The organism is Eubacterium sp. An11, assembly GCF_002161065.1.
In the GTDB taxonomy this organism is placed as follows: domain Bacteria; phylum Bacillota; class Clostridia; order Lachnospirales; family Lachnospiraceae; genus Anaerobutyricum; species Anaerobutyricum faecale.
Window position 1 is genome coordinate 1 of record NZ_NFLV01000041.1, and the last position, 20,620, is coordinate 20,620.

The window sequence follows — 20,620 nt, forward strand, 5'->3', positions numbered from 1 at the left end:
CTGCCGGCGAACTGCCGGAAATCCGGAAAAGGAGAAGTGAAATAGAGATTGGAGCAAATCTGTCCTTATCATACAGGTTTGCTCCAGATTTGTACAGGTACGAGATATCTACCGTTTACGGAACAACTGTTTTAGGCAAAAGTATTGTTTCTGGTTTGTTAAATCCAAAGCGGCACATTTTTTCAACGGGTGATTTTTGTTAGAACATTTGTTAGAACACGCCAATTTTTGATGATTTTGAGGAAAAGAATCATTATCCTGAAAAATAAAAAAACACCGAATAATCACTATTTAAGCGGTTATTCGGCATTCTGAAATGTAGTCGAGGCGACGGGACTCGAACCCACGGCCTCTGCGTCCCGAACGCAGCGCTCTACCAAACTGAGCCACGCCTCGATGCAACGATAGTATTCTATCAAACTACAAACATTCTGTCAAGACTTTTTTGAGTTTTTTTGAAACTTTTCTGAGAAGCGTTTCGGAATCATTTTGGACATTTCGGCGGGGGAGAGGGTGTTGTGATATGGAGCAATTGTTAATCGGAAATCTGTGTGGAACGGAGACGATTTCAGTTGTTTATCTGAGGAAAAGATCCTGAAGTAAAAACACCCCGGACAGATGCCTGATTTTGCATTTGCCCGGGGTGTTTGCTGGCTGCTATCTGAAAATCTGGGCAGCCGGATTATTTTGTTTTTGTGTCTTTTGCTTTTGTATCCTTGGTCTTGCCGTCTTTTGCTTTTGCATCTTTGGTACCATTCGTATTCTCAGATTCTTCCGGATTCTCTTGCGGAAGCTCGATGCGTTCAATCACTGCTTTTTCAATCTGGTGGTCTTTTATGTAGCTCACATGAATGTGGAGCTGCTCAACCTCCAGGTCGATGTTTTGTGGGCCATCCTGGGGAATCTGACCGAGAATGTCGAATACGAGTCCGCCGAGGGTATCATAATCATCATTTTCGAGATCCACGCCGGTTTCGTCTTTGATTTCCTCCAGAGAAATGTTTCCGTTGATTTCCCAGGAAGATTCTGTCTGCTGCTCAATCTGTGGTTCGCTGCTGCCAAAGGCAGGCATATCCTCGCTCAGTTCACCGACCAGTTCTTCAACCAGGTCATTTAAAGTGACAATGCCGACCATGCCGCCGTATTCATCGAGAATGACGGCAAGGGAATTATGGCTCTGTTTCATGTTACGGAAAAGAACGTCGGCCTTGACGGTTTCCGGTACAAAATAAGCAGGGCGGACAGCGCCTTCCAGAACACTCTGCCTTGTCTTGTCAGACAGACGGAAATAATCTTTGGCGTTCAGGATACCGACTACCTGATCCGGGGAATTGTCACAGACCGGATAAAGGGTATGGCGGCTGTCGTGAATGATCTGTTCCCATTCTTCATCGCTGTCTTCGAGAAAAAGAATGGTGACGTCGGTACGATGAGTGGCAATTTCACCGACCATCAGATCATCGAACTCAAATACATTCTGAATGAACTCTTTTTCTTCGTAATCAATGGCGCCCTTTTCACTTCCGGCGTCTACCATCATTCGGATTTCCTCTTCGCTCACCTCGTCGTCAGCCTCTGTCGGATCGATTCCGAACAGGCGGAGCACAGCGTTGGTGGACAGAGAGAGGAACCATACGATCGGTTTGAAGAGAGTGGAAATTCCACTGACCAGTCCGGAAATTGCCAGAGCCAGCTGTTCGGACTTTTTCATGGCAATTCGTTTCGGAACAAGTTCACCGAAAATCAATGTAAAATAGGATAAGATCAATGTGATCAGGACTACGGCTAATGTGTTCAGCGTGGAACGCGGGATACCGACGCCCAGGCTGATAAGAAAATCAACCAGAGGATCGGAAAAGTTGTCAGCCGCGAACGCACTGCCCAGAAAGCCGGATAAAGTGATAGCCACCTGAATGGTTGACAGGAACCGGGATGGTTCGCTGATCAGGCGGTTGAGCCGGACCGCTTTTTTGTTTCCGTCTTCTGCCATTTTGGCAAGTTTTGTTTCGTTGGTGGATAGTACAGCAATTTCTGCGCTGGCAAATACGGCATTCAGCGCGATCAGTATGACCTGGATCAACAATAAAAATATTATGGAATCTTCCAAAGTAAAAACCTCTTTCTTTTCATAAATTTTTTAAATATACTTTCGATTGTTTTCAATATTTTATACATTTTCCTTTGAGAACGCTTTTATACATTTTGATGAAAAATATCTTTATAAAACCAATAAAAATGTATAAATTTTCCCTGAAAAAAGCATGAGACATGGCCTGTGTATCGTTGTTGACACACAGGTCATGCCTCACCTAGTATATGATCATATTTAATTTATTATCAGCATTATCAGGGTTAGCGTCATTATCACTAGTATCCATCGCCTGGCAGTAACCTCCTTGAATGATTAAAAAACGTATTATAAAAAATAAATGATACCGTTACACATTATATCGTGACCGATATGCTATGTCAAGAAAAGATTTGCTGCTTCCGGGTGTGGAAATTTACTGCTTCCCGGCGTGAAAAAGAGTCTTTTGATCTTTAAAAAGTGAAAAAATCATACATAAAAGGCATAAGAAAATGCATTTTATTACAAAAAAAGAGCAGATTATGTCATGAAGAACAAAAAGCGTTGTTTTTTTGTTATAATAAATATTCAAAGTATATGTAATAAACGACTGAAGGATGAAGTGATATTTTATTGTGTTAAAGAGGGGAAAGAAATGATGACTGGAGCACTTTTTCAAAAAATAGAGAACTGGCTTGAAGAAAACAATTGGAGTTACGAGAGCCGCAGAAAAGCGGGCATCATAGAGATGAATATGGGACTTACCTGTGAACTGAGACGGTGTCAGGTGATTGTGTGGATGAAAGATGGAAAATGCACAGTTATGGGAAGAGTACCGGTGAAAGTGGAAAAAGGTGCCAGAGAGCGGGTGGCGGAATATTTTTGCCGTGTGAATTATGGTCTGTATTCCGGACATTTTGATTTAAATTACAGTGACGGGGAACTTCGGTACAAAACTTATCTGGCGGAGAGTGCCGATGAGGAGATACAGAAAGATAATATTGGAGACGCGCTGGTGTGTCCGGCGATGATGTTTGATATATATGGACCGGGTCTTCTGGAAGTGTGGAGAAAGGAAAAGACGCCGGCGGAAGTAATGGAGGAAATATATAAAATAAGGGAGACAGAGGATGATTATAGGAGTATGTGACGATGATAAATCCTGGTGTGGATATGCGGCAAAAGTGATCGGTGAATACGCCAAAAATACCGGGCAAAATGTGGAAGTATCATCATTTTACAACAGCGATGAAGTCTTAAGCTGGAAAGGTCAGCCCTGGGACGTGATGTTCATGGATATTGAACTGGGCGAAGAGAAGAATGGAATTTCTGTGGCAAGAGAGTTGAATAATCGTTTTCCAGGTTGTCAGATAGTGTTTCTGACCAATTACCTGTTTTATGCGGTGGATATATTTCAGACCAGACATACATATTTTGTATTGAAAGAGCAGCTGGAAGAACGGCTGCCGGAAGTATTTGACAAATTATTGCATCAGCTGGAACAGTCAGGAAAAAAGATGATTTTTTCTGCTTCGTGGGGCAGACAGGTGATTGTCCGACTTTCTGATATGTACTATCTGGAGCGGGAACTGCGGTATACAACGGTACATACCTCCTGGGGGGATTTTCAAATAAAAGAAAAGCTTGACGAACTGATGGACAGTCTGCCGGAGAATGAGTTTTCCCGGTGCCACCACAGCTATATTGTATATTTTCCGGCAGTCCGGGAGAAAAAGAAGAATTCTTATGTGCTGGAGAATGGAAAGGAGATTGCCATCAGCCGCAGTTATATGAAGCAGACCAATGAAGACTGGATGAAATGGGCTCTTTTTCAAATGTCTTAAATATCATTAATTTTATATCTTTTCTGTGGGAAAAATGTTATAATAAAACAGTATCCGGATTCTGTCTGTGGACGGAATGTGGATGCTGTTTTTCAATTTAACAGCAGGGTTACACCTTTGTTCTCGCAAAAAGGAGGTATTATGATAATGGGTGGTTATATTATCTCGAACAGAAAAGTAGCAGTGATCGGAGCAGGTTTTGTGGGATCTTCCATTGCGTATGCATTGACGATTCGCAAATTGGCGCGGGAGATTGTCCTCATAGACATTGACAAAGAGAAAACAGAGGGCGAAGCGCTGGACATCCAGCATGGTATTCCGGAACTGGGCGATGCTGTGGTGCGGGCAGGCGGATATGAAGATTGTGCAGACTGCGATCTGATCATCATCACAGCAGGGAGAAACAGAAAACCGGGTGAGAGCCGTCTGGATCTGATTACCGGCAATTCACAGATTCTCAAAAATGTAGTGGAACAGATACAGAAATATTATACCAGAGGTGCCATTATGCTGGTGAGCAATCCGGTGGATGTTCTTGTATATCAGTGTACCCGGTGGATGGGTCTTCCGGACGGAAGAGTCTTTGGAACCGGCTGTGAGCTGGATTCTTCCAGAATGGTTCGTCTGATTGCTGATTATACCAATCGGGATACAGAAGCAGTGAAGATAAGTATAGTGGGAGAACATGGGGATGCGCAGATTCCTATATGGAGCAGGGCTTCCATTGATGGGATGCCGATACAGGAATATTGCGAAACACAAGGACTGCCTTGGACGAAGGAGCAGAGAGAGGTTCTCACAGAACAAGTGCGTGGAATGGGTGCCGCCATTATTAAAAATAAAGGAAGAACTCATTATGGCATTGCCACCTGCGCATGTTATCTGGCAGGTGCTGTTCTCGATCAGAGACCGGCCATCGCGTCGGTGTCCACTGTGTTGAGAGGAGAGTACGGCGTCAGTGATGTGGGACTGAGCGTTCCGTCTATTCTCGGCGTCAATGGAGTGGAGAAGCGTCTGGAAGAAGAATGGGCACAGGAAGAACTCACCTTGTTCCGTCAGGCAGCGGATAAGATGAAAGGAGTTTTAAAAACACTATGAAAAGAGCAGCTGATTTTAGAGGGATAGCCAGAGGGTGTCTGTCCGGACACTGGGCTTCTGCCGTAGGAACGACTCTGCTGGCAGGACTTTTAGGTGCGAATATTACTATGACCGGAAGCGGAGTATCCACTGTAACGAATATATACAATAGCGTCTCTGATGAAGATGGAGGAGTAGTTACGATATCGCAGAATATACCGACAGTGTTTCTGATGACACTGGCGGCGATACTTCTTGTATCCGTATTTGTTCTGATGGTCGTTGCGGTTGTCCAGTTTATCATCGGCAGTTTTGTAAGCCTTGGCCTGGCTACCTATAATCTGAATCTGATCGACGGAAAAGAAGCGAGAGTAGGGCAGATTTTCTGTCACACATCCATCATGGGCAAGGCTATATGGCTGAGACTTCGGATGAGTATTTTCACCTTCCTGTGGAGCTTGCTTCTCGTTATACCGGGCATCATCAAAAGTTATTCCTACAGCATGGCAGGATTTATCATGTCTGAGAATCCTGAAATGTCCGCAAAGGAAGCCATGGAAGTCTCCATGCGGATGATGAAAGGAAATAAATGGAGATTGTTCTGCCTGCAGCTGAGTTTTATCGGCTGGGGAATCCTCTGTGTTTTTACCGTTGGAATCGGCTATCTGTGGCTGAATCCATATATGAATGCGGCAACGGCGGCATTTTATGATGAGATTTCCAGAAATGAAGCGGTAGGCGAAGGATATTAAGGGATATTTGTCTCAGGTCTTCATTTTCACTGATCAGTAATTGAAAAAGAACGTAAAGAAGAGACTGTTGTAAACGGTACGTATCATGTGGAATGTCATGTGTATTATCATGTGGATGATATTTTGTATGTGTGTTCAGTTTTACAGCAGCTCTTTTTTTGTCCTTATAACAATTTTTTTGTCTCAAAAAATGAGTCAAAAAAGAATGGAAACACAACAAAAAAGTTATATAACAGGGTAAAATTTTATAGTATCAAAAATGAAAGTAATAGTACAGGTATAAAATTGTCAAAAATCCCCAAATTTGCATCGTTTATAAAACTATATCAATAGAAGTATTGTAAAAATTATCTATTTTTTACAAATTATTACCTTTCTGAAACGTGTCGAAAAAAGTATAATACTGTTATATCCAATTGGTTTGTAATTGATTTTGTAATGTTATAAATCCGGATATAACAGGGAGGTAAGGCATGAGAATTATAATGACACAGGAACGGGAAGTGATGACGATTGGGGGAAGTTTTCAATTGATCTATGAGCTGCTGATGTCTCATTTTCCAAGAGATGAGGGGATTGGTGATTTTTTTGGAATCCGGATTCAGCAGTATGAGAAAAATGGCACTTCCAAGATAGATGACAGCGAGGCGCCGGGAATCACGGAGAATTATGAGGAGGCGATACGGCTTTTTCTGCTTTTTGTCCGGGAAACGGTGATGCCGGTTCATCTGTATGAATTAATTGACGACTGGCAGTCTGCCTTCCGGTCTGGAATCTGGGAACTGATCAGTAAAATAAACTAAATAATAGTGATACAAAGGAAGCGGATAAGAAGTTGTGTGGATATTTCCTATTTGGCGGGAATATGATATGATGCTTTGTACGGATGTTCTGGAGAAATGTTCTCAGGACAGCAGTCCGTGGATACGGAATATCCGAATACAGAGAATATATCAAAGGGGATAAATCATGATCAGACATAAGGCAGTTTTTCAGGGGGGACGCGGTGAGATCGTGGAGAAGAAATCCAGGTTCATTGCGCATGTGCAGGCAGTGGAGACTGTAGACGAAGCACAGGAATTTATAGAAGCGGTCAAAAAGCAATACTGGGACGCCAGACATAACTGTTCCGCCTTTTCCGTGGGAGAGACGAATCCGCTGACAAGATGCAGTGATGACGGAGAACCGGGTGGTACTGCGGGCAAACCGATTCTGGAGGTCATTCAGGGAAGCGGGATCCGCAACATAGTCATTGTGGTGACCCGTTATTTTGGAGGAACTCTGCTGGGAACCGGGGGACTGGTTCGGGCCTACACCGATGCGGCAAAGGCAGGAATTGAGAATTCTGTGATCATTGAGAAGATTCCGGGTACAAGAATAAAGATTCTCACAGAGTATACAGATTTGGGGAAGATTCAGTATCTGCTGGCACAGAATCAGGTCACTGTGGAGAACACAGAATACACAGACAAGGTCGTCATCCATGCGCTGTTTCCGGATGAAGAAAAGGAGTTTCTGCGGAAGGCACTGACAGAAGGAACCGGAGGCCGGGTGGTTCTGGAAGAAGGGGAGAATGTATACTATGGCCTGGCAGAGGGAGAGGTGGTTATTTTTTGAGATAACAAAAGGCCTGCAGACGGCCGGAAGTCTGCAGACCTGAGCAATGTATGAATGACAGTCCGTAATTCTGGCCGGATTATCAGGACTGACCGTTCCGTTTTGCACGGTAGCGGGCAGTCGGATCCAGAATCTTTTTACGGAGACGGATGTTTTTCGGTGTGATCTCCACCAGCTCATCAGTGTCAATGAAGTCAAGAGCCTGTTCCAGGCTTAACACCCGGTGTGGTGTCAATTTCAAGGCATCATCGGAACCGGATGCCCGGGTATTGGTAAGCTTTTTGGTCTTACATACATTGACTTCAATGTCGTCGGTTTTTCCGTTCTGTCCGACGATCATACCGGCATAGACTTTTTCGCCGGGACCAACAAAGAGTGTTCCGCGCTCCTGGGCATTAAACAGACCGTAGGTGATAGTCTCTCCGGATTCATAAGCGATGAGAGAACCCTGTTTTCTGTACTGGATATCACCTTTATAAGGACCGTATCCGTCAAATAATGTATTGAGGATACCGGTTCCCTTGGTATCGGTCATGAACTCGCCGCGGTAACCGATCAGACCTCTTGACGGAATGGAGAACTCCAGACGGGCAGAGCCTGTGCCGGAGATGCTCATGTTGCGAAGTTCCCCTTTTCTCTGGCTCAGTTTTTCGATGACGGCGCCTGAGAATTCTTCCGGAACGTCGATCACTGCGATTTCCATAGGCTCCGTTTTTTTGCCGTTCTCATCTGTGTGATAGAGGACTTCCGCTTTGCTGACGGCGAACTCATAGCCTTCACGGCGCATATTTTCAATTAATACGGACAGATGGAGCTCTCCACGTCCGGATACCTTGAAAGAGTCTGTGTTTTCCATTTCCTCCACCCGGAGACTCACGTCAGTGTTCAGTTCCCGGAAGAGACGGTCTCTGATATGACGGGAAGTGACATATTTTCCTTCCTGGCCTGCCAGAGGACTGTCATTGACAAGGAACTGCATGGCAATGGTCGGTTCCGAGATCTTCTGGAATGGAAGAGGCTGCGGATTATCCGGAGAGCAGATGGTGTCGCCAATGTGAATATCAGCGATACCGGAGATGGCAACGATGGATCCCACTGTGGCACTTTCCACTTCGACTTTATTGAGGCCGTCGAACTCATACAGTTTGCTGATCTTGACCTTTTTATTGACATCAGGATCATGGTGATTCACAAGGAGAACCTCCTGATTTACGCGAATGGAACCATTTTCTACTTTACCAATACCGATACGTCCTACATATTCATTATAGTCAATGGTACTGATCAGTACCTGGGTGTCGGCATCAGGATCTCCGGTCGGAGCCGGGATATGCTTGATGATGGTTTCGAACAATGGTTTCATGTCAGTGCCGTGTTCATTGAGCTCCAGCATGGCGATTCCGGCCTTGGCGGAAGCATAGACAAAAGGACTGTCCAGCTGTTCGTCATCAGCGTCAAGTTCCAGGAACAGTTCCAGTACCTCATCCATGACCTCTTCCGGACGTGCCTCCGGACGGTCGATCTTGTTGATGCAGACAATAACCGGATGATTGAGTTCCAGAGCCTTTTTCAGCACGAATTTGGTCTGAGGCATCGGCCCCTCAAAGGCATCCACCACAAGGATCACTCCGTCGACCATTTTCAGCACACGCTCTACTTCGCCGCCGAAGTCCGCATGGCCGGGTGTATCCACAATGTTGATTTTAACGCCATCATAATGAATAGCAGTATTTTTGGAAAGGATAGTGATACCTCTTTCCCGTTCGATATCATTGGAATCCATGATTCGCTCGCCGACTTCCTGATTTGCACGGAAGGTTCCGCTCTGTTTTAAGAGTTCATCCACCAGAGTTGTTTTTCCGTGGTCTACGTGAGCGATAATGGCAACGTTACGGACGTCTTCTCTTGAAATTTTCATATAAATAGCCTTCTTTCTAAAATCACTGATACGGTGTATTACGTAACATTTCTCTCAAAAGATAAATGAATTTTCTTATTCTCAATAGTCCATATTCAAACGAATCCTGTTTCATAAAGAGACGGAATCCATCGAAAAAAGCAAAGATAAGAAGCGAAATCATTCTAGCACAAAGATTCCGAAGAAACAATAAAAAGTTGTTTTCCGCTGGGAAAACAGGTAAAATCATGGTATCTGCCGGTGTTTAAAGGTTGACATTTCAAAGCAGAATTATTATACTGAATCTGTTTTTATTTCAGGACATATACTCCTTAAGATATGGCGCCTGCAGATATTGTGAATGAAAAAAACAAGATTTTATTCATATTTTCTGCAGTATTTGAATACAAATAGATGTATACAGACGACTGTGTTATATACAGGGAGGAGTAAACATGACAGAAAAAATTTTAAAAAATAACCAGGCGGTTGTCGCTGGAGAGATTATTTCTGATTTTGAATTCAGCCACGAGGTATTTGGAGAGGGATTCTACACAGTGAAACTGAAAGTGAGCAGACTCAGTCATTCAAGTGATACGATTCCGCTGCTGATTTCTGAGAGGCTGATCGATGTCAGCCAGTCCTGCATTGGCCGGTTTATGGAAGCCAGGGGACAGTTCCGTTCCTATAATAAACATGAGAATAACCGGAATCATCTGGTGCTTTCTCTTTTTGTGAGAGAACTGGAACTTTTGGATGTCCTGGACAATCGCAAGCCTAACATGATTTTTCTTGATGGGTATATCTGTAAGGAGCCGGTATACCGGACAACACCTCTCGGCAGAGAAATTGCAGATGTGCTGCTGGCGGTGAACCGGGCTTACAGCAAGTCGGATTATATTCCGTGCATCTGCTGGGGAAGGAACGCGAGATATGCCGGGAAGCTTCCGGTAGGCAGCAGGATCCAGCTCTGGGGAAGAATTCAGAGCCGGGAGTATCAAAAAAAGATCAATGAAGACACGGTGGTCAACCGGGTTGCCTACGAAGTTTCTGTCAATAAGATGGAGTATTGCGATGACGGCATGAATCTGGAGCGGAAGGTAGCCGATTCCGGAAACATAAGTTAGGGATAAGCGGACTGCTCTCTTTGGGTGGTCCTTTTTCTTTATAATAACAGGAGGATAGAAAGATGAAAGTTACACCAGTTAAAGGAACGAATGATTATCTGCCGGCCCAGGCGGAGTTAAGGGATTATCTGCAGAGAAAGATCTGCGAAACCTATGAAAACTGTGGATTCCAGAGAATTTTTACACCGATTCTTGAGGACATTGAGAATCTGGATAAAAGTGAGGGCGGCGAGAATCTGAACCTCATTTTTAAGGTGATGAAAAGAGGAGAGAAGCTGAAAAAAGCGCTGGCGGCCGGACAGGAAGCGCAGCTGGCGGATATGGGACTGCGTTACGATCTGACTCTGCCGTTAAGCCGCTATTATGCCAATAACCGGGCACATCTTCCGAATCCGTTTAAAGTCATTCAGATTGACAAGGTATACCGGGCAGAGCGTCCTCAGAAGGGCCGGCTGCGTGAATTCATGCAGTGTGATATTGATATTCTCGGTTCGGAATCACCAACCTGCGAGATCGAGCTGATCCACACCACAGCCAAGGCTCTTTTAAACATTGGCATTGATAATTTCAAGATCAAGGTAAACGATAAGCGGGTGCTGAAAGACATCCTTCTGACAACCGGATTTAAAGAAGAAGATCTGGACAGTGTCTGCATTTCTTTTGATAAATTAAATAAGATAAAAGCAGAAGGTGTTGCCCGTGAGCTGACAGAAAAGGGATTCGATGAAAAGGTCATCGCAGACTTCATGGAATTAATTGGAAATGCTCCGTTTACCCTTGATTACGCAAGGACGATCAGCAATAATAAAGAGTACATTGACTCCCTGGCTAACATCATTGATACGTCCAACCGCCTGGCGGCAGGAAGATATCAGGTAGAATACGATATGACTTTGGTGCGTGGACAGGGGTATTACACAGGAACTGTATTTGAGATAGAATCTCTGGATTTCAACAGTTCCATTGCCGGAGGAGGAAGATATGATAACCTCATCGGTAAGTTTGTTAAGGAGCAGGTGCCGGCGGTAGGCTTCTCCATCGGATTTGAGCGTATTTTCAGCATCCTGTCAGAACGACAGACTAAAATTGCCGATAAACCGAAAAAAGTGGTGCTTTTATATGACGAGGATCAGATTGAGGAAGCAATTACCCGGGCGGAAGAGCTGCGCAGCAGTTATATTACAGCCTTATATGTTAAACCAAAGAAGCTTGGCAAGTTTTTAAATCGTCTGGAAGAACAGGGATATGACGGTTTCCAGGTTCTTGGCAGAGATGAAGATGTTAGAATGTTTGCTGACCAGCAAAATGGCTGATGGGACAGGTATTTTTTCAGTGTGGATTTTTAAGGGAAAATATGGTATTATTAACAAAACATTGCCCGGTACCGGTGTGAGTTTTGTACATCGCCGGTCCGATTAAAAGAATAATCAGGATGAAAGGTCAGGACATGGACGGAAGTATACAGGTATATTATGGCGAGGGAAGAGGGAAGACTACCGCAGCCCTTGGGCTGGGAATCCGTGCCGCTGGTATGGGAAAGCAGGTCATTATGGTCCAGTTTCTCAAATGCAAGCACTCGGATACCCTGGATTTCCTCAAAAAACTGGAACCGGAACTGCAGATTTTCCGCTTTGCAAAAGCGGCCTGTGCCTATTCCGATATGGATGAAGAGGAAAGGCAGGAACAGTTGTCTAATATCAGGATGGCTCTTGGATATACAAGAAAGGTTTTGGATACGGGACAGTGCGACCTGCTGATTCTCGATGAGATTTTTGGTTTGATCGATTACAATATCATCACTATGGATGATTTGCGGGAATTACTGGCAGCCAGAAAGGAATCCACAGATTTAATTCTCACCGGACGGAATCTTCCGGAAGAGATTCGGGATATTGCGGATTGTATTTATTATATTCATACAGAGAAAGAGCAGGCAGGAGAGATCTTAAGAAGCGGTACAGAATGACAAAACATACTGACATCACAGAGGACTGACAGAAGATAACCGGCGGCTGTCCGCAGGCGGATAGTGGGTTGAACACAGGAAGATACGTAAAACAGGACCATCTGGCTCCCAGATGGATGCTGTATGATAGAAGTGCAGAAAGGAAGGATGAATATGGCAATTTTTACTGGCGCAGGTGTTGCGATTGCCACACCATTTGATGAGAACTATAATATTGATTATGACAGCTTCGGAAAACTGATCGACTTTCAGATCGAGAATAAGACCGATGCTATTATTGTCTGTGGTACGACAGGCGAATCTTCTACTCTGAATCATGAAGAACACATCGCTGCAATTCGCTATTGTGTAAATCGTACCAATAAACGGGTGCCGGTAATTGCCGGAACCGGTTCCAATGATTCCAGGACAGCCTCCTGGCTGACACATCAGGCGGAACTGGCAGGAGCGGACGCTGCTCTGGTTGTGACGCCATATTACAATAAGGCGACACAGAAAGGCCTGATCGATCATTATTCCTATGTGGCAAGACATACAAATCTGCCGATGATCTTATATAATATTCCCAGCCGTACCGGCTGTAAGATCAATGCGGATACCATGGCATATATGGTGAAAAACATTGACAATGTGGTAGGTGTGAAGGATGCGGTCGGCGATGTAAGCTATACAGCAGAGCTTATGTATGAGACCCAGGGCGATATTGATGTGTATTCCGGCAACGATGATATGATCGTGCCGATGATGGCTCTGGGTGCGAAGGGTGTTATTTCCGTATTATCCAATATCGCTCCGGAAGATACCCATAACATTTGTGCCGAATTCATGGCAGGAAATGTGGAGAAGAGCCGTGAACTGCAGTTAAAATATCTGGAACTGATTCATGCTCTTTTCTGCGAGGTGAACCCGATTCCTGTAAAAAAGGCTCTTGAACTCATGGGCATCTGCGGTCCTCATCTGAGACGTCCGCTGACTGAGATGGAAGAAGCCAATGCAGAGCGCCTGAAAAAGGCAATGATAGACGTGGGAATCCTTTAGAAAGTGAGGAGTATCATGACGAAAGTACTGATGTATGGATGCAATGGCTACATGGGCCATGTCATCTGCGATTTGATAAAAGATATGGATCATGTGGAAGTGGCAGCCGGTGTGGATGTCACGGCCGGCAAACAGGAGGATTTTCCTGTGTTTACTTCCCTTGATCAGGTAAATGTGCCGGTGGACGCCATCATTGATTTTTCTGCAGCTCCGGCGGTGGACGCAGTTCTTGACTATGCAGCTGAAAAGCAGATTCCGCTGGTGGAATGCACTACCGGTTTAAGCGAAGAACAGTTGGCGCATCTGAAGGAATGCAGCAAGAAAACAGCCATTCTCCGCTCAGCCAATATGTCGCTGGGTATTAATACGCTCTTAAAGATGGTAAAAACAGCAGCGAAGATCTTAGGGGAAGCTGGATTTGATATCGATATTGTGGAGAAACATCACAGGAGAAAGCTGGATGCTCCTTCCGGAACCGCTCTGGCTCTGGCAGATGCCATCAACGAGGCCAGCGACGGAAAATACGAGTATGTTTTCGACCGCAGCGGACGCCGGATGCAGCGTCCGGCCGATGAGATCGGTATTTCTGCTGTCCGCGGAGGAACTATCGTTGGCGAGCATGAGATTATTTTTGCCGGCACCGACGAAGTGATCGAGTTTAAGCACACAGCTTATTCCAGAGCCGTATTTGGAAAGGGCGCCATTCAGGCGGCTGTCTATCTGGCGGGCAAACCGGCAGGACTTTACGATATGAGTGATGTCATCGACGGAGCCGAATAAGTGACGGTATGGGCGGCAGAAGGAAAGTGCTTTTATTGAGGCAGGCTGTTCCGCACACAGAGAGCACCCCAGCCGACGGATGCGTTGGGGTATTGAGAAAATGCAGGCAGAGGTCTTGCTCCTTTTTGGAGCAGGGCCTTTATTTTTTCGCCATAAAGAAACGGATCATTTCCCAGGACAATGCCATACTGCATGAGCAGCGCGGCAGCTCCGGCAACGAAAGGAGCGGCCATGGAAGTACCACTCCGGATGCTGTAGCCTCCGCCCGGCGCCGTGCTTAAAATATTGACGGCCGGTGCGGTGAGATCCGGTTTGGCAGCCTGGCTGTTGGCAAATCCCCTTCCGGAAAAAGATGCAAAAGTATCGGTGGTACTGTCATAGCCGCTGACGCTGATCACATTTCCGGCTGTGGAGGGAACGGTGAACGTAAGATCGGAGGAGGCATCAAGAAAACCTGTGGAAGAGTTGGTGGCTTCCCGGGACGGAAGCCACAGGTTAACCCGGCCGTTGACGGAATGTTCCGAGAAAATGTAAAGATGCCAGACGCCGGAATGAATGACAGGCTGGGCAGGAGCGGGAAGAATGACCAGAAACATTTCCTGCAAAGGCTGATAGGGTGTCGGTTCACTGATAATCAGGCGAATCTGATTTCCGCCCATCTCAAAGCGGTAAATGCCTGGGAGACCGGGAATATTGATTTCAGAATTTCCGGATGGCAGAGACAGCCGGTATCGGAACTGGTCGCCGGGATATTTCCAGAGCTGAACATACAGACTGGTTTCGCCGGGAGCTACGCTGAAAGCTGCGTCTCTTTCCTCGGCGGTGCCAATGACCATGCTGCTGTGCCGCCGGGAAATGCCTTCGTTGCCTGTGGCGATGACCACTGCGTTCTTTCCGTAAAAAATACAATTTTCCAGATAACGCTCCATGAGACCAGTGCCGTCATGGGGACCATCATTGGAACCATAACTGATATTGATGCTGAGGGGAAGCCCCCGATCCGATGCAAACCGGACGGCATAATCCACCGCCATCATGAGATTGGCATAATCCGTAAAAACTGAATCGGCGTCATTCCGGAGTTTAACTACGAGAAGAGAGGCTTCCGGAGCCACGCCGTGATTCCGGCCGCCGCTGCTTCTTCCGTTTCCCGCGCAAATGCCGGCGATATGCGTGCCATGTCCGCTGAAATCTGCCGAAGGACGAAACGGTTCGGGGCCGGAAGCGGCCCGGGCAGAAGAATTTTCCGGAGAATCCGGATTTGCAGGCGCTCCAAGCAGGAGATTCAATCCCTCATTGGAAAAAATCCGTCCCAGACCGTAACGGTTTTGTTCATCCCAGGCAAGCGTCTGATCCCAGTAAGAGAGTATGCGGGAAGCGCCGGTTCCGGTACGAAAATCCGGATGCCGATAATCCACCCCGGAATCAAGGACGGCAATCAGGGTGCCGCGGCCGGTCAGAGCGTCGTTTGGAGCCGCATCGCTGGCCGGAGCGCCAACTGGAATATTGGGGGAGCCAACGGCCACAGCATCGCTGGTCGGAGTGCCAGCCGCAATATTGGAAGTACTGTCCTCCAGGGAAATGCCAGACGAAAAAGGCTGTCCGGACAAACAGGAGGCGGAGATACCGGTGATTTCATCCTCATAAAGAGGACGGGGCAGTTCCAGATAGAGAACCTGCGGATAGAGGAGAAGAGCCGGGATTTGTTCCGCCGGGATTTTTATAATGGCGTAGTTGCCAAGAAGAGGAACGACAGTCAGAGTAAGGTTTTCCTGAATTTCAGTAAGGGAACCCTGATAGAGGAGAATGAGGGTCCAGAGCCGGGTGGCCGGCTCATAACCGGAGCGGAGTACAGGATTTTTCATCCGTTCTTCTTCGGATAAAGCCAGTGACAGAGAAAGTTCCGAATCTAATTTTTGTTCCATGAGAGCCAAATCCCCCTTGTGGATGCAGGACTTTTGGTTCAGCATATGAGAGAAGAAGAGGAAATATGCCTGAACCGTCCCGGCTTGTCCTGGGAGTAAAAATATGCTATATTGAAATCGTTTGTGTGTTTGAAATATGGAGGATAAAAAATGAAGGCAGTAATTCAATTGGTTTCAAGAGCTGCTGTGACGGTGGAACAGCAGGAGAAAAGAGAGATTGGACAGGGATATGTGATTCTCCTCGGTGTGGCGGAAGGAGACACGGAAGAGATCATGAAGAAAATGGTGAAAAAGATTATCGATCTGCGCCTGTTCCAGGATGAAAACGGAAAGACAAATCTGTCCCTGGAAGATGTGGGCGGGGAACTTCTGGTGGTTTCACAGTTTACGCTGCTGGCCGATTGCCGCAAAGGAAGACGCCCGAGTTTTGTGAAGGCCGGCAGTCCTGCTGAAGCAAAGAAAATGTACGAAGCGTTTATTGAGGAATGCAGGACCCGGATTGATACAGTGAAGCATGGAGAGTTCGGTGCCTATATGCAGGTGGAACTGGTCAACGACGGGCCTTTTACCATTGTGCTGGACAGCGATGAGCTGTAAAAACGCGGATGATGCAGCATCCTCTGTAAAGCAGGGAATGCAGGCGGAAGCAGGGACATTTCCCTTAAAAATGAAGCAATTTTTCAAATAACTTGCATTTTATGTGCGATTTACTATATAATACCTGTGGTAATACAGTAAATGAAGCTGTAGGGCCTATGATAAATTCAATGATCAATGCGGATGAAAGGAGACTGTAATGGATAAGATAAAGATGACAACCCCTCTGGTTGAGATGGATGGAGACGAGATGACCAGAATTCTCTGGAAGATGATCAAAGATGAGCTGCTTCTGCCGTTTATCGATTTAAAGACAGAGTATTATGATCTGGGACTGGAATACAGAGACGAGACCAGAGATCAGGTAACCATAGATTCCGCCAATGCGGCGAAAAAATACGGTGTTGCTGTAAAATGTGCCACAATCACACCGAATGCGGCAAGAATGGATGAGTACCATCTGAAAGAAATGTACAAAAGTCCGAATGCGACTATCCGTGCCATCCTGGACGGAACCGTATTCCGCGCGCCGATCGTGGTAAAAGGTATTGAGCCTACCGTAAAGACATGGAAGAAGCCGATCACCATCGCAAGACATGCTTACGGTGATGTGTATAAAGCTTCCGAGATGAAAGTGCCGGGTGCCGGCAAGGCAGAGCTGGTGTTCACCGGCGAGGACGGAAAGGAAGTCCGCGAGCTCATTCATGAGTTTGACGGCCCAGGTATTCTGCAGGGGATGCACAACACGGAACGTTCCATCGGCAGCTTCGCAAGATCCTGTTTCAATTACGCACTGGAAACCGGACAGGATTTATGGTTTGCCACAAAAGACACCATTTCCAAAAAATATGACCATACATTCAAAGACATTTTCCAGGAGATCTTTGATGCCGAATATAAAGAGAAATTTGACGCGGCAGGTATTGAATATTTCTATACATTGATCGATGACGCCGTTGCCAGAGTGATTCGTTCTGAGGGCGGATACATATGGGCTTGTAAGAACTATGACGGCGACGTGATGAGCGACATGGTGGCGACCGCCTTCGGTTCCCTGGCCATGATGACATCTGTGCTGGTGTCCCCGGACGGTACCACAGAATATGAAGCCGCTCACGGAACCGTACAGAGACATTATTACAAATATCTGAAAGGCGAAGAGACTTCCACCAACTCCGTGGCAACGATTTTCGCGTGGTCCGGCGCTCTCAGAAAGAGAGGAAAGCTTGATGGCATCGATGAACTGGTACAGTTTGCGGACAAGCTGGAAGAAGCGACTATCGAGACCATCGAGAGCGGTACCATGACAAAAGACCTGGCGTTGATCACCACTCTTGAAAATGTAAACACAGTGAACAGTGAAGACTTTATTAAAGCCATTCGTGTCCTGCTGGAGAAAAAATTAGGATAAAACATCAGAGACCATGGCATCATATGATATGATGCCGTGGTTTTGCAGCGTTTAGGAAGAAAAGAGGTTATTATGGATTTTAAGCCTGTGAGGGCAGAAGACAAGGAAACCATTAACAGATATGTAAAACATGTGAACTCCAGAAGCTGCGACTTCAGTTTCGCGGCCATTTATCTGTGGAGGGGATTTTATAATCTGGAATACGCGGAATGTGAAGATATGATCGTGTTCCGGTCCAACGAGGAGAAAACCAGTTTTTCTTTTCCTTTGGGAGAAGGAGACCCGAAAAAAGCCATTGATACATTGTTAGGATACTGCAGGGAGAAAGGTATTCCGTTGATCTTTCACAGTATTTCCCGGGAGATGGAGCAGTATCTGGAGACAAACTATCCGGGAAAGTTTGAAATCGAATTTGACAGAGACATTGCAGACTACGTTTATGAGACTCAGGCGCTCATTGAACTTAAGGGAAGGAAATATCACGGCAAGAAAAATCATATCAACAAGTTCAACAAAACCTACGACTGGAGTTACGAGGAGATCACTCCGGAAAATACGCAGGAATGCCTGGATATGCTGAAAGTGTGGAAATCTCAGAACTGTGACCCGGAAGATCTGGAAAAACATGCGGAGATCTGTGTGTCGGAAGCATCACTGAGAGAGCGGGAATTCCTGGATTTAAAAGGAGGACTTATCCGTGTGGACGGTAAGGTGATCGCTTTTGCCGTGGGAGAAAAGATTACCGCAGATACTTTCTGTGTGCACATTGAAAAAGCGTTTGCCGAAGTACAGGGAGCGTACGCGGTGATCAATCAGCAGTTCCTCATCCATGAAGCCGCTGACTGTAAATATGTCAACCGGGAAGACGATGTGGGAGATCCGGGACTTCGCCAGGCGAAGCTGTCCTACCATCCGACATTTCTGGAAGAAAAAGGATTTGCCATTTATAAAGAATCTTGACAGGTATACGCGAAAACTGTATATTTTACATGATAGACAAAGAATAACATCCGTTTGGAAAAGGGAGGTCGTCATGAAACATTTAATTGACCCAATGGATTTATCTGTGGAAGAGATCAATCATCTTCTCGAACTGGCGGACGATATCATCCTGCATAAGGAAAAGTATCAGGAAGTCTGTAAACATAAAAAGCTTGCCACCTTATTTTTTGAACCAAGTACACGAACACGTTTGAGTTTTGAAGCTGCCATGATGGAGCTTGGCGGAAATGTACTTGGTTTTTCTTCGGCTGATTCCTCATCAGCCACCAAAGGCGAAAGCGTTTCAGACACAGTCCGCGTGGTATCCGGTTACGCAGATATCATAGCCATGCGTCATCCAAAAGAAGGGGCGCCTTACGTGGCCGCTCAGAAGGTAAATATACCGATCATCAATGCCGGTGACGGAGGTCACAACCATCCGACGCAGACACTGACGGATCTGATGACGATCCGCCGGGAAAAGGGACGTCTCAACAATCTCACCGTCGGCATGTGCGGCGATCTGAAGTTCGGCCGGACCGTCCATTCACTGATCAAGGCATTGTCCCGTTATGAAAATATCAACTTTGTGATGATTTCCCCGCGTGAATTATGTTTGCCGGAATACATCGTCAAGGATGTCTTTGAGAAAAAGAACATCGCCTACAAGGAAGTCCGCACCATGGAAGAGGTTATGCCGGAACTGGACATCCTCTACATGACCAGAGTGCAGAAGGAGAGATTCTTCAACGAGGCAGATTACATCCGTCTGAAAGACAGCTTTATTCTGGATGAGAAGAAGCTGGAGGCTGCCAAGGAAGACCTGTGCATCATGCATCCGCTGCCGAGGGTCAACGAGATTGACACCAAGGTGGACGACGACCCGAGAGCCTGCTACTTTAAACAGGCCCTTTATGGCAAATATGTAAGAATGGCGTTAATCATGACTTTACTGGGGGTGAGTGCCGATGAAAATTGACAGTATTAAAAACGGTATCGTATTAGACCACATCAAAGCAGGCAAGAGTATGGAAATCTACAAATATCTGGGCCTTGACAAGCTGGACTGCAGCGTTGCCATTATCAAAAATGCGGTCAGCAGCAAGATGGGCAAGAAAGATATCATCAAGATTGCCGACAATCTGGATCTGAATCTGGATGTCCTCGGTTATATCGATCCGGATATCACCGTCTGTTACATCAAGGACGGAGCCATCGTGAAGAAAGAGCATCTGGAGCTTCCGGAAAAGATTACCAACATTATCCGCTGTAAGAATCCACGGTGTATCACCTCTGTGGAAAGAGGTCTGGATCATGTGTTCAAGCTTACAGACAGAGAGAATCGTGTTTATCGCTGCATTTACTGTGAAGCAAAGAAAAGCGAATACTAAGAATCCCGCAGGGACCCGGCATTTGCCGGGTCTCAGACTGTAGACAAAGTTGGTGCTGGAGCCTAGCTCCAGCACCGCTCTTTTTGCCAAAATACAAATTCCCATATTTTTTTATAAAGGATAAAAAAGAATCCTGATTTTTTGTCCTT

Annotated in this window: 20 protein-coding genes and 1 tRNA gene; 17 read left to right on the forward strand and 4 right to left on the reverse strand. The window is 45.9% G+C overall.

The features are described from left to right. The coding region (locus B5E53_RS19595) for a hypothetical protein (protein ID WP_204245546.1) at positions 1 to 203 on the forward strand (203 nt) is incomplete at its 5' end. A 119-nt stretch (positions 204 to 322) separates the two neighbouring features. Here the strand turns inward: B5E53_RS19595 and B5E53_RS17220 are convergent. After that, positions 323 to 396 (reverse strand) — tRNA-Pro (locus B5E53_RS17220). Between the two features lie 286 nt (positions 397 to 682). Beyond that, on the reverse strand, positions 683 to 2,107 hold the full coding sequence (locus B5E53_RS17225) for a hemolysin family protein (RefSeq protein ID WP_087317260.1): 1,425 nt from the start codon (positions 2,105 to 2,107) through the stop codon (positions 683 to 685). A gap of 616 nt (positions 2,108 to 2,723) precedes the next feature. Between B5E53_RS17225 and B5E53_RS17230 the strand changes: the two genes are divergently transcribed. The 6 genes from B5E53_RS17230 to B5E53_RS17255 all read left to right on the forward strand — a co-directional run bounded on the left by B5E53_RS17230 (position 2,724) and on the right by B5E53_RS17255 (position 7,358). Next, positions 2,724 to 3,218, forward strand: a complete 495-nt coding sequence (locus tag B5E53_RS17230; protein WP_162611962.1) for a YbjN domain-containing protein — start codon at positions 2,724 to 2,726, stop codon at positions 3,216 to 3,218. Then, complete coding sequence (locus tag B5E53_RS17235) at positions 3,199 to 3,912, forward strand: LytTR family DNA-binding domain-containing protein (protein WP_087317264.1); 714 nt, start codon at positions 3,199 to 3,201, stop codon at positions 3,910 to 3,912. Before B5E53_RS17230 ends, B5E53_RS17235 begins: the two co-directional genes overlap by 20 nt. A gap of 147 nt (positions 3,913 to 4,059) precedes the next feature. Then, positions 4,060 to 5,010: an L-lactate dehydrogenase gene (locus tag B5E53_RS17240; RefSeq protein WP_162611963.1), complete on the forward strand. Its 951-nt coding sequence runs from the start codon at positions 4,060 to 4,062 to the stop codon at positions 5,008 to 5,010. Next, positions 5,007 to 5,741, forward strand: a complete 735-nt coding sequence (locus tag B5E53_RS17245; protein WP_087317268.1) for a DUF975 family protein — start codon at positions 5,007 to 5,009, stop codon at positions 5,739 to 5,741. The genes B5E53_RS17240 and B5E53_RS17245 overlap by 4 nt, the downstream gene beginning before the upstream one ends. Positions 5,742 to 6,214: 473 nt before the next feature. Then, positions 6,215 to 6,544, forward strand: coding sequence for a DUF6514 family protein (locus tag B5E53_RS17250; RefSeq protein ID WP_087317270.1), 330 nt, complete (start codon positions 6,215 to 6,217; stop codon positions 6,542 to 6,544). A 166-nt stretch (positions 6,545 to 6,710) separates the two neighbouring features. Continuing rightward, entirely contained in the window at positions 6,711 to 7,358 is a 648-nt protein-coding gene (locus tag B5E53_RS17255) for a YigZ family protein (RefSeq protein WP_087317272.1), read from the forward strand. Between the two features lie 82 nt (positions 7,359 to 7,440). Here B5E53_RS17255 and typA read toward each other — a convergent pair whose 3' ends face one another. Next, positions 7,441 to 9,276, reverse strand: a complete 1,836-nt coding sequence (gene typA, locus B5E53_RS17260; RefSeq protein WP_087317274.1) for a translational GTPase TypA — start codon at positions 9,274 to 9,276, stop codon at positions 7,441 to 7,443. 434 nt (positions 9,277 to 9,710) lie between these two features. Here typA and B5E53_RS17265 point away from each other — a divergent pair, with 434 nt between their 5' ends. The 5 genes from B5E53_RS17265 (at position 9,711) to dapB (ending at position 14,166) form a co-directional block, all read left to right on the forward strand. Next, positions 9,711 to 10,382 carry a single-stranded DNA-binding protein gene (locus B5E53_RS17265; RefSeq protein WP_087317275.1) on the forward strand — a complete coding sequence of 224 codons (672 nt, stop codon included), beginning with the start codon at positions 9,711 to 9,713 and terminating at the stop codon, positions 10,380 to 10,382. 62 nt (positions 10,383 to 10,444) lie between these two features. Continuing rightward, a complete protein-coding gene (hisS, locus tag B5E53_RS17270) occupies positions 10,445 to 11,695 on the forward strand; it encodes a histidine--tRNA ligase (RefSeq protein WP_087317277.1) in 1,251 nt (416 codons plus the stop codon). A 134-nt stretch (positions 11,696 to 11,829) separates the two neighbouring features. Then, positions 11,830 to 12,348 (forward strand): cob(I)yrinic acid a,c-diamide adenosyltransferase, encoded by a 519-nt coding sequence (locus tag B5E53_RS17275; RefSeq protein ID WP_242963811.1) that lies wholly within the window; start codon positions 11,830 to 11,832, stop codon positions 12,346 to 12,348. Positions 12,349 to 12,501: 153 nt separating this feature from the next. Then, positions 12,502 to 13,386 carry a 4-hydroxy-tetrahydrodipicolinate synthase gene (gene dapA / locus B5E53_RS17280; RefSeq protein ID WP_087317281.1) on the forward strand — a complete coding sequence of 295 codons (885 nt, stop codon included), beginning with the start codon at positions 12,502 to 12,504 and terminating at the stop codon, positions 13,384 to 13,386. Positions 13,387 to 13,401: 15 nt separating this feature from the next. Further along, on the forward strand, positions 13,402 to 14,166 hold the full coding sequence (dapB, locus tag B5E53_RS17285) for a 4-hydroxy-tetrahydrodipicolinate reductase (protein ID WP_087317283.1): 765 nt from the start codon (positions 13,402 to 13,404) through the stop codon (positions 14,164 to 14,166). 32 nt (positions 14,167 to 14,198) lie between these two features. Here dapB and B5E53_RS20010 read toward each other — a convergent pair whose 3' ends face one another. Next, positions 14,199 to 16,091, reverse strand: coding sequence for a S8 family peptidase (locus B5E53_RS20010; protein ID WP_162611964.1), 1,893 nt, complete (start codon positions 16,089 to 16,091; stop codon positions 14,199 to 14,201). A 150-nt stretch (positions 16,092 to 16,241) separates the two neighbouring features. On the opposite strand from B5E53_RS20010, the gene dtd reads away from it, so the two are divergent. The 5 genes from dtd (at position 16,242) to B5E53_RS17315 (ending at position 20,471) form a co-directional block, all read left to right on the forward strand. Beyond that, positions 16,242 to 16,688, forward strand: coding sequence for a D-aminoacyl-tRNA deacylase (gene dtd, locus B5E53_RS17295; RefSeq protein ID WP_087317287.1), 447 nt, complete (start codon positions 16,242 to 16,244; stop codon positions 16,686 to 16,688). Positions 16,689 to 16,887: 199 nt separating this feature from the next. Beyond that, positions 16,888 to 18,099: an NADP-dependent isocitrate dehydrogenase gene (locus B5E53_RS17300; RefSeq protein WP_087317290.1), complete on the forward strand. Its 1,212-nt coding sequence runs from the start codon at positions 16,888 to 16,890 to the stop codon at positions 18,097 to 18,099. A 72-nt stretch (positions 18,100 to 18,171) separates the two neighbouring features. Then, on the forward strand, positions 18,172 to 19,059 hold the full coding sequence (locus B5E53_RS17305; protein WP_087317292.1) for a phosphatidylglycerol lysyltransferase domain-containing protein: 888 nt from the start codon (positions 18,172 to 18,174) through the stop codon (positions 19,057 to 19,059). Positions 19,060 to 19,132: 73 nt separating this feature from the next. Beyond that, positions 19,133 to 20,059: an aspartate carbamoyltransferase gene (gene pyrB / locus B5E53_RS17310; protein WP_087317294.1), complete on the forward strand. Its 927-nt coding sequence runs from the start codon at positions 19,133 to 19,135 to the stop codon at positions 20,057 to 20,059. Continuing rightward, positions 20,049 to 20,471: an aspartate carbamoyltransferase regulatory subunit gene (locus B5E53_RS17315; RefSeq protein WP_087317296.1), complete on the forward strand. Its 423-nt coding sequence runs from the start codon at positions 20,049 to 20,051 to the stop codon at positions 20,469 to 20,471. Before pyrB ends, B5E53_RS17315 begins: the two co-directional genes overlap by 11 nt. Positions 20,472 to 20,620: the final 149 nt, after the last annotated feature.

What these genes read in the sequence shown, in the direction of transcription:
- B5E53_RS17230 (WP_162611962.1), top strand. Translation starts at nt 2,724, where the DNA reads ATGATGACTGGAGCACTTTTTCAAAAAATAGAGAACTGGCTTGAAGAA.
- B5E53_RS17235 (WP_087317264.1), top strand. Translation starts at nt 3,199, where the DNA reads ATGATTATAGGAGTATGTGACGATGATAAATCCTGGTGTGGATATGCG.
- B5E53_RS17240 (WP_162611963.1), top strand. Translation starts at nt 4,060, where the DNA reads ATGGGTGGTTATATTATCTCGAACAGAAAAGTAGCAGTGATCGGAGCA.
- B5E53_RS17245 (WP_087317268.1), top strand. Translation starts at nt 5,007, where the DNA reads ATGAAAAGAGCAGCTGATTTTAGAGGGATAGCCAGAGGGTGTCTGTCC.
- B5E53_RS17250 (WP_087317270.1), top strand. Translation starts at nt 6,215, where the DNA reads ATGAGAATTATAATGACACAGGAACGGGAAGTGATGACGATTGGGGGA.
- B5E53_RS17255 (WP_087317272.1), top strand. Translation starts at nt 6,711, where the DNA reads ATGATCAGACATAAGGCAGTTTTTCAGGGGGGACGCGGTGAGATCGTG.
- typA (WP_087317274.1), bottom strand. Translation starts at nt 9,276, where the DNA reads ATGAAAATTTCAAGAGAAGACGTCCGTAACGTTGCCATTATCGCTCAC.
- B5E53_RS17265 (WP_087317275.1), top strand. Translation starts at nt 9,711, where the DNA reads ATGACAGAAAAAATTTTAAAAAATAACCAGGCGGTTGTCGCTGGAGAG.
- hisS (WP_087317277.1), top strand. Translation starts at nt 10,445, where the DNA reads ATGAAAGTTACACCAGTTAAAGGAACGAATGATTATCTGCCGGCCCAG.
- B5E53_RS17275 (WP_242963811.1), top strand. Translation starts at nt 11,830, where the DNA reads ATGGACGGAAGTATACAGGTATATTATGGCGAGGGAAGAGGGAAGACT.
- dapA (WP_087317281.1), top strand. Translation starts at nt 12,502, where the DNA reads ATGGCAATTTTTACTGGCGCAGGTGTTGCGATTGCCACACCATTTGAT.
- dapB (WP_087317283.1), top strand. Translation starts at nt 13,402, where the DNA reads ATGACGAAAGTACTGATGTATGGATGCAATGGCTACATGGGCCATGTC.
- B5E53_RS20010 (WP_162611964.1), bottom strand. Translation starts at nt 16,091, where the DNA reads ATGGAACAAAAATTAGATTCGGAACTTTCTCTGTCACTGGCTTTATCC.
- dtd (WP_087317287.1), top strand. Translation starts at nt 16,242, where the DNA reads ATGAAGGCAGTAATTCAATTGGTTTCAAGAGCTGCTGTGACGGTGGAA.
- B5E53_RS17300 (WP_087317290.1), top strand. Translation starts at nt 16,888, where the DNA reads ATGGATAAGATAAAGATGACAACCCCTCTGGTTGAGATGGATGGAGAC.
- B5E53_RS17305 (WP_087317292.1), top strand. Translation starts at nt 18,172, where the DNA reads ATGGATTTTAAGCCTGTGAGGGCAGAAGACAAGGAAACCATTAACAGA.
- pyrB (WP_087317294.1), top strand. Translation starts at nt 19,133, where the DNA reads ATGAAACATTTAATTGACCCAATGGATTTATCTGTGGAAGAGATCAAT.
- B5E53_RS17315 (WP_087317296.1), top strand. Translation starts at nt 20,049, where the DNA reads ATGAAAATTGACAGTATTAAAAACGGTATCGTATTAGACCACATCAAA.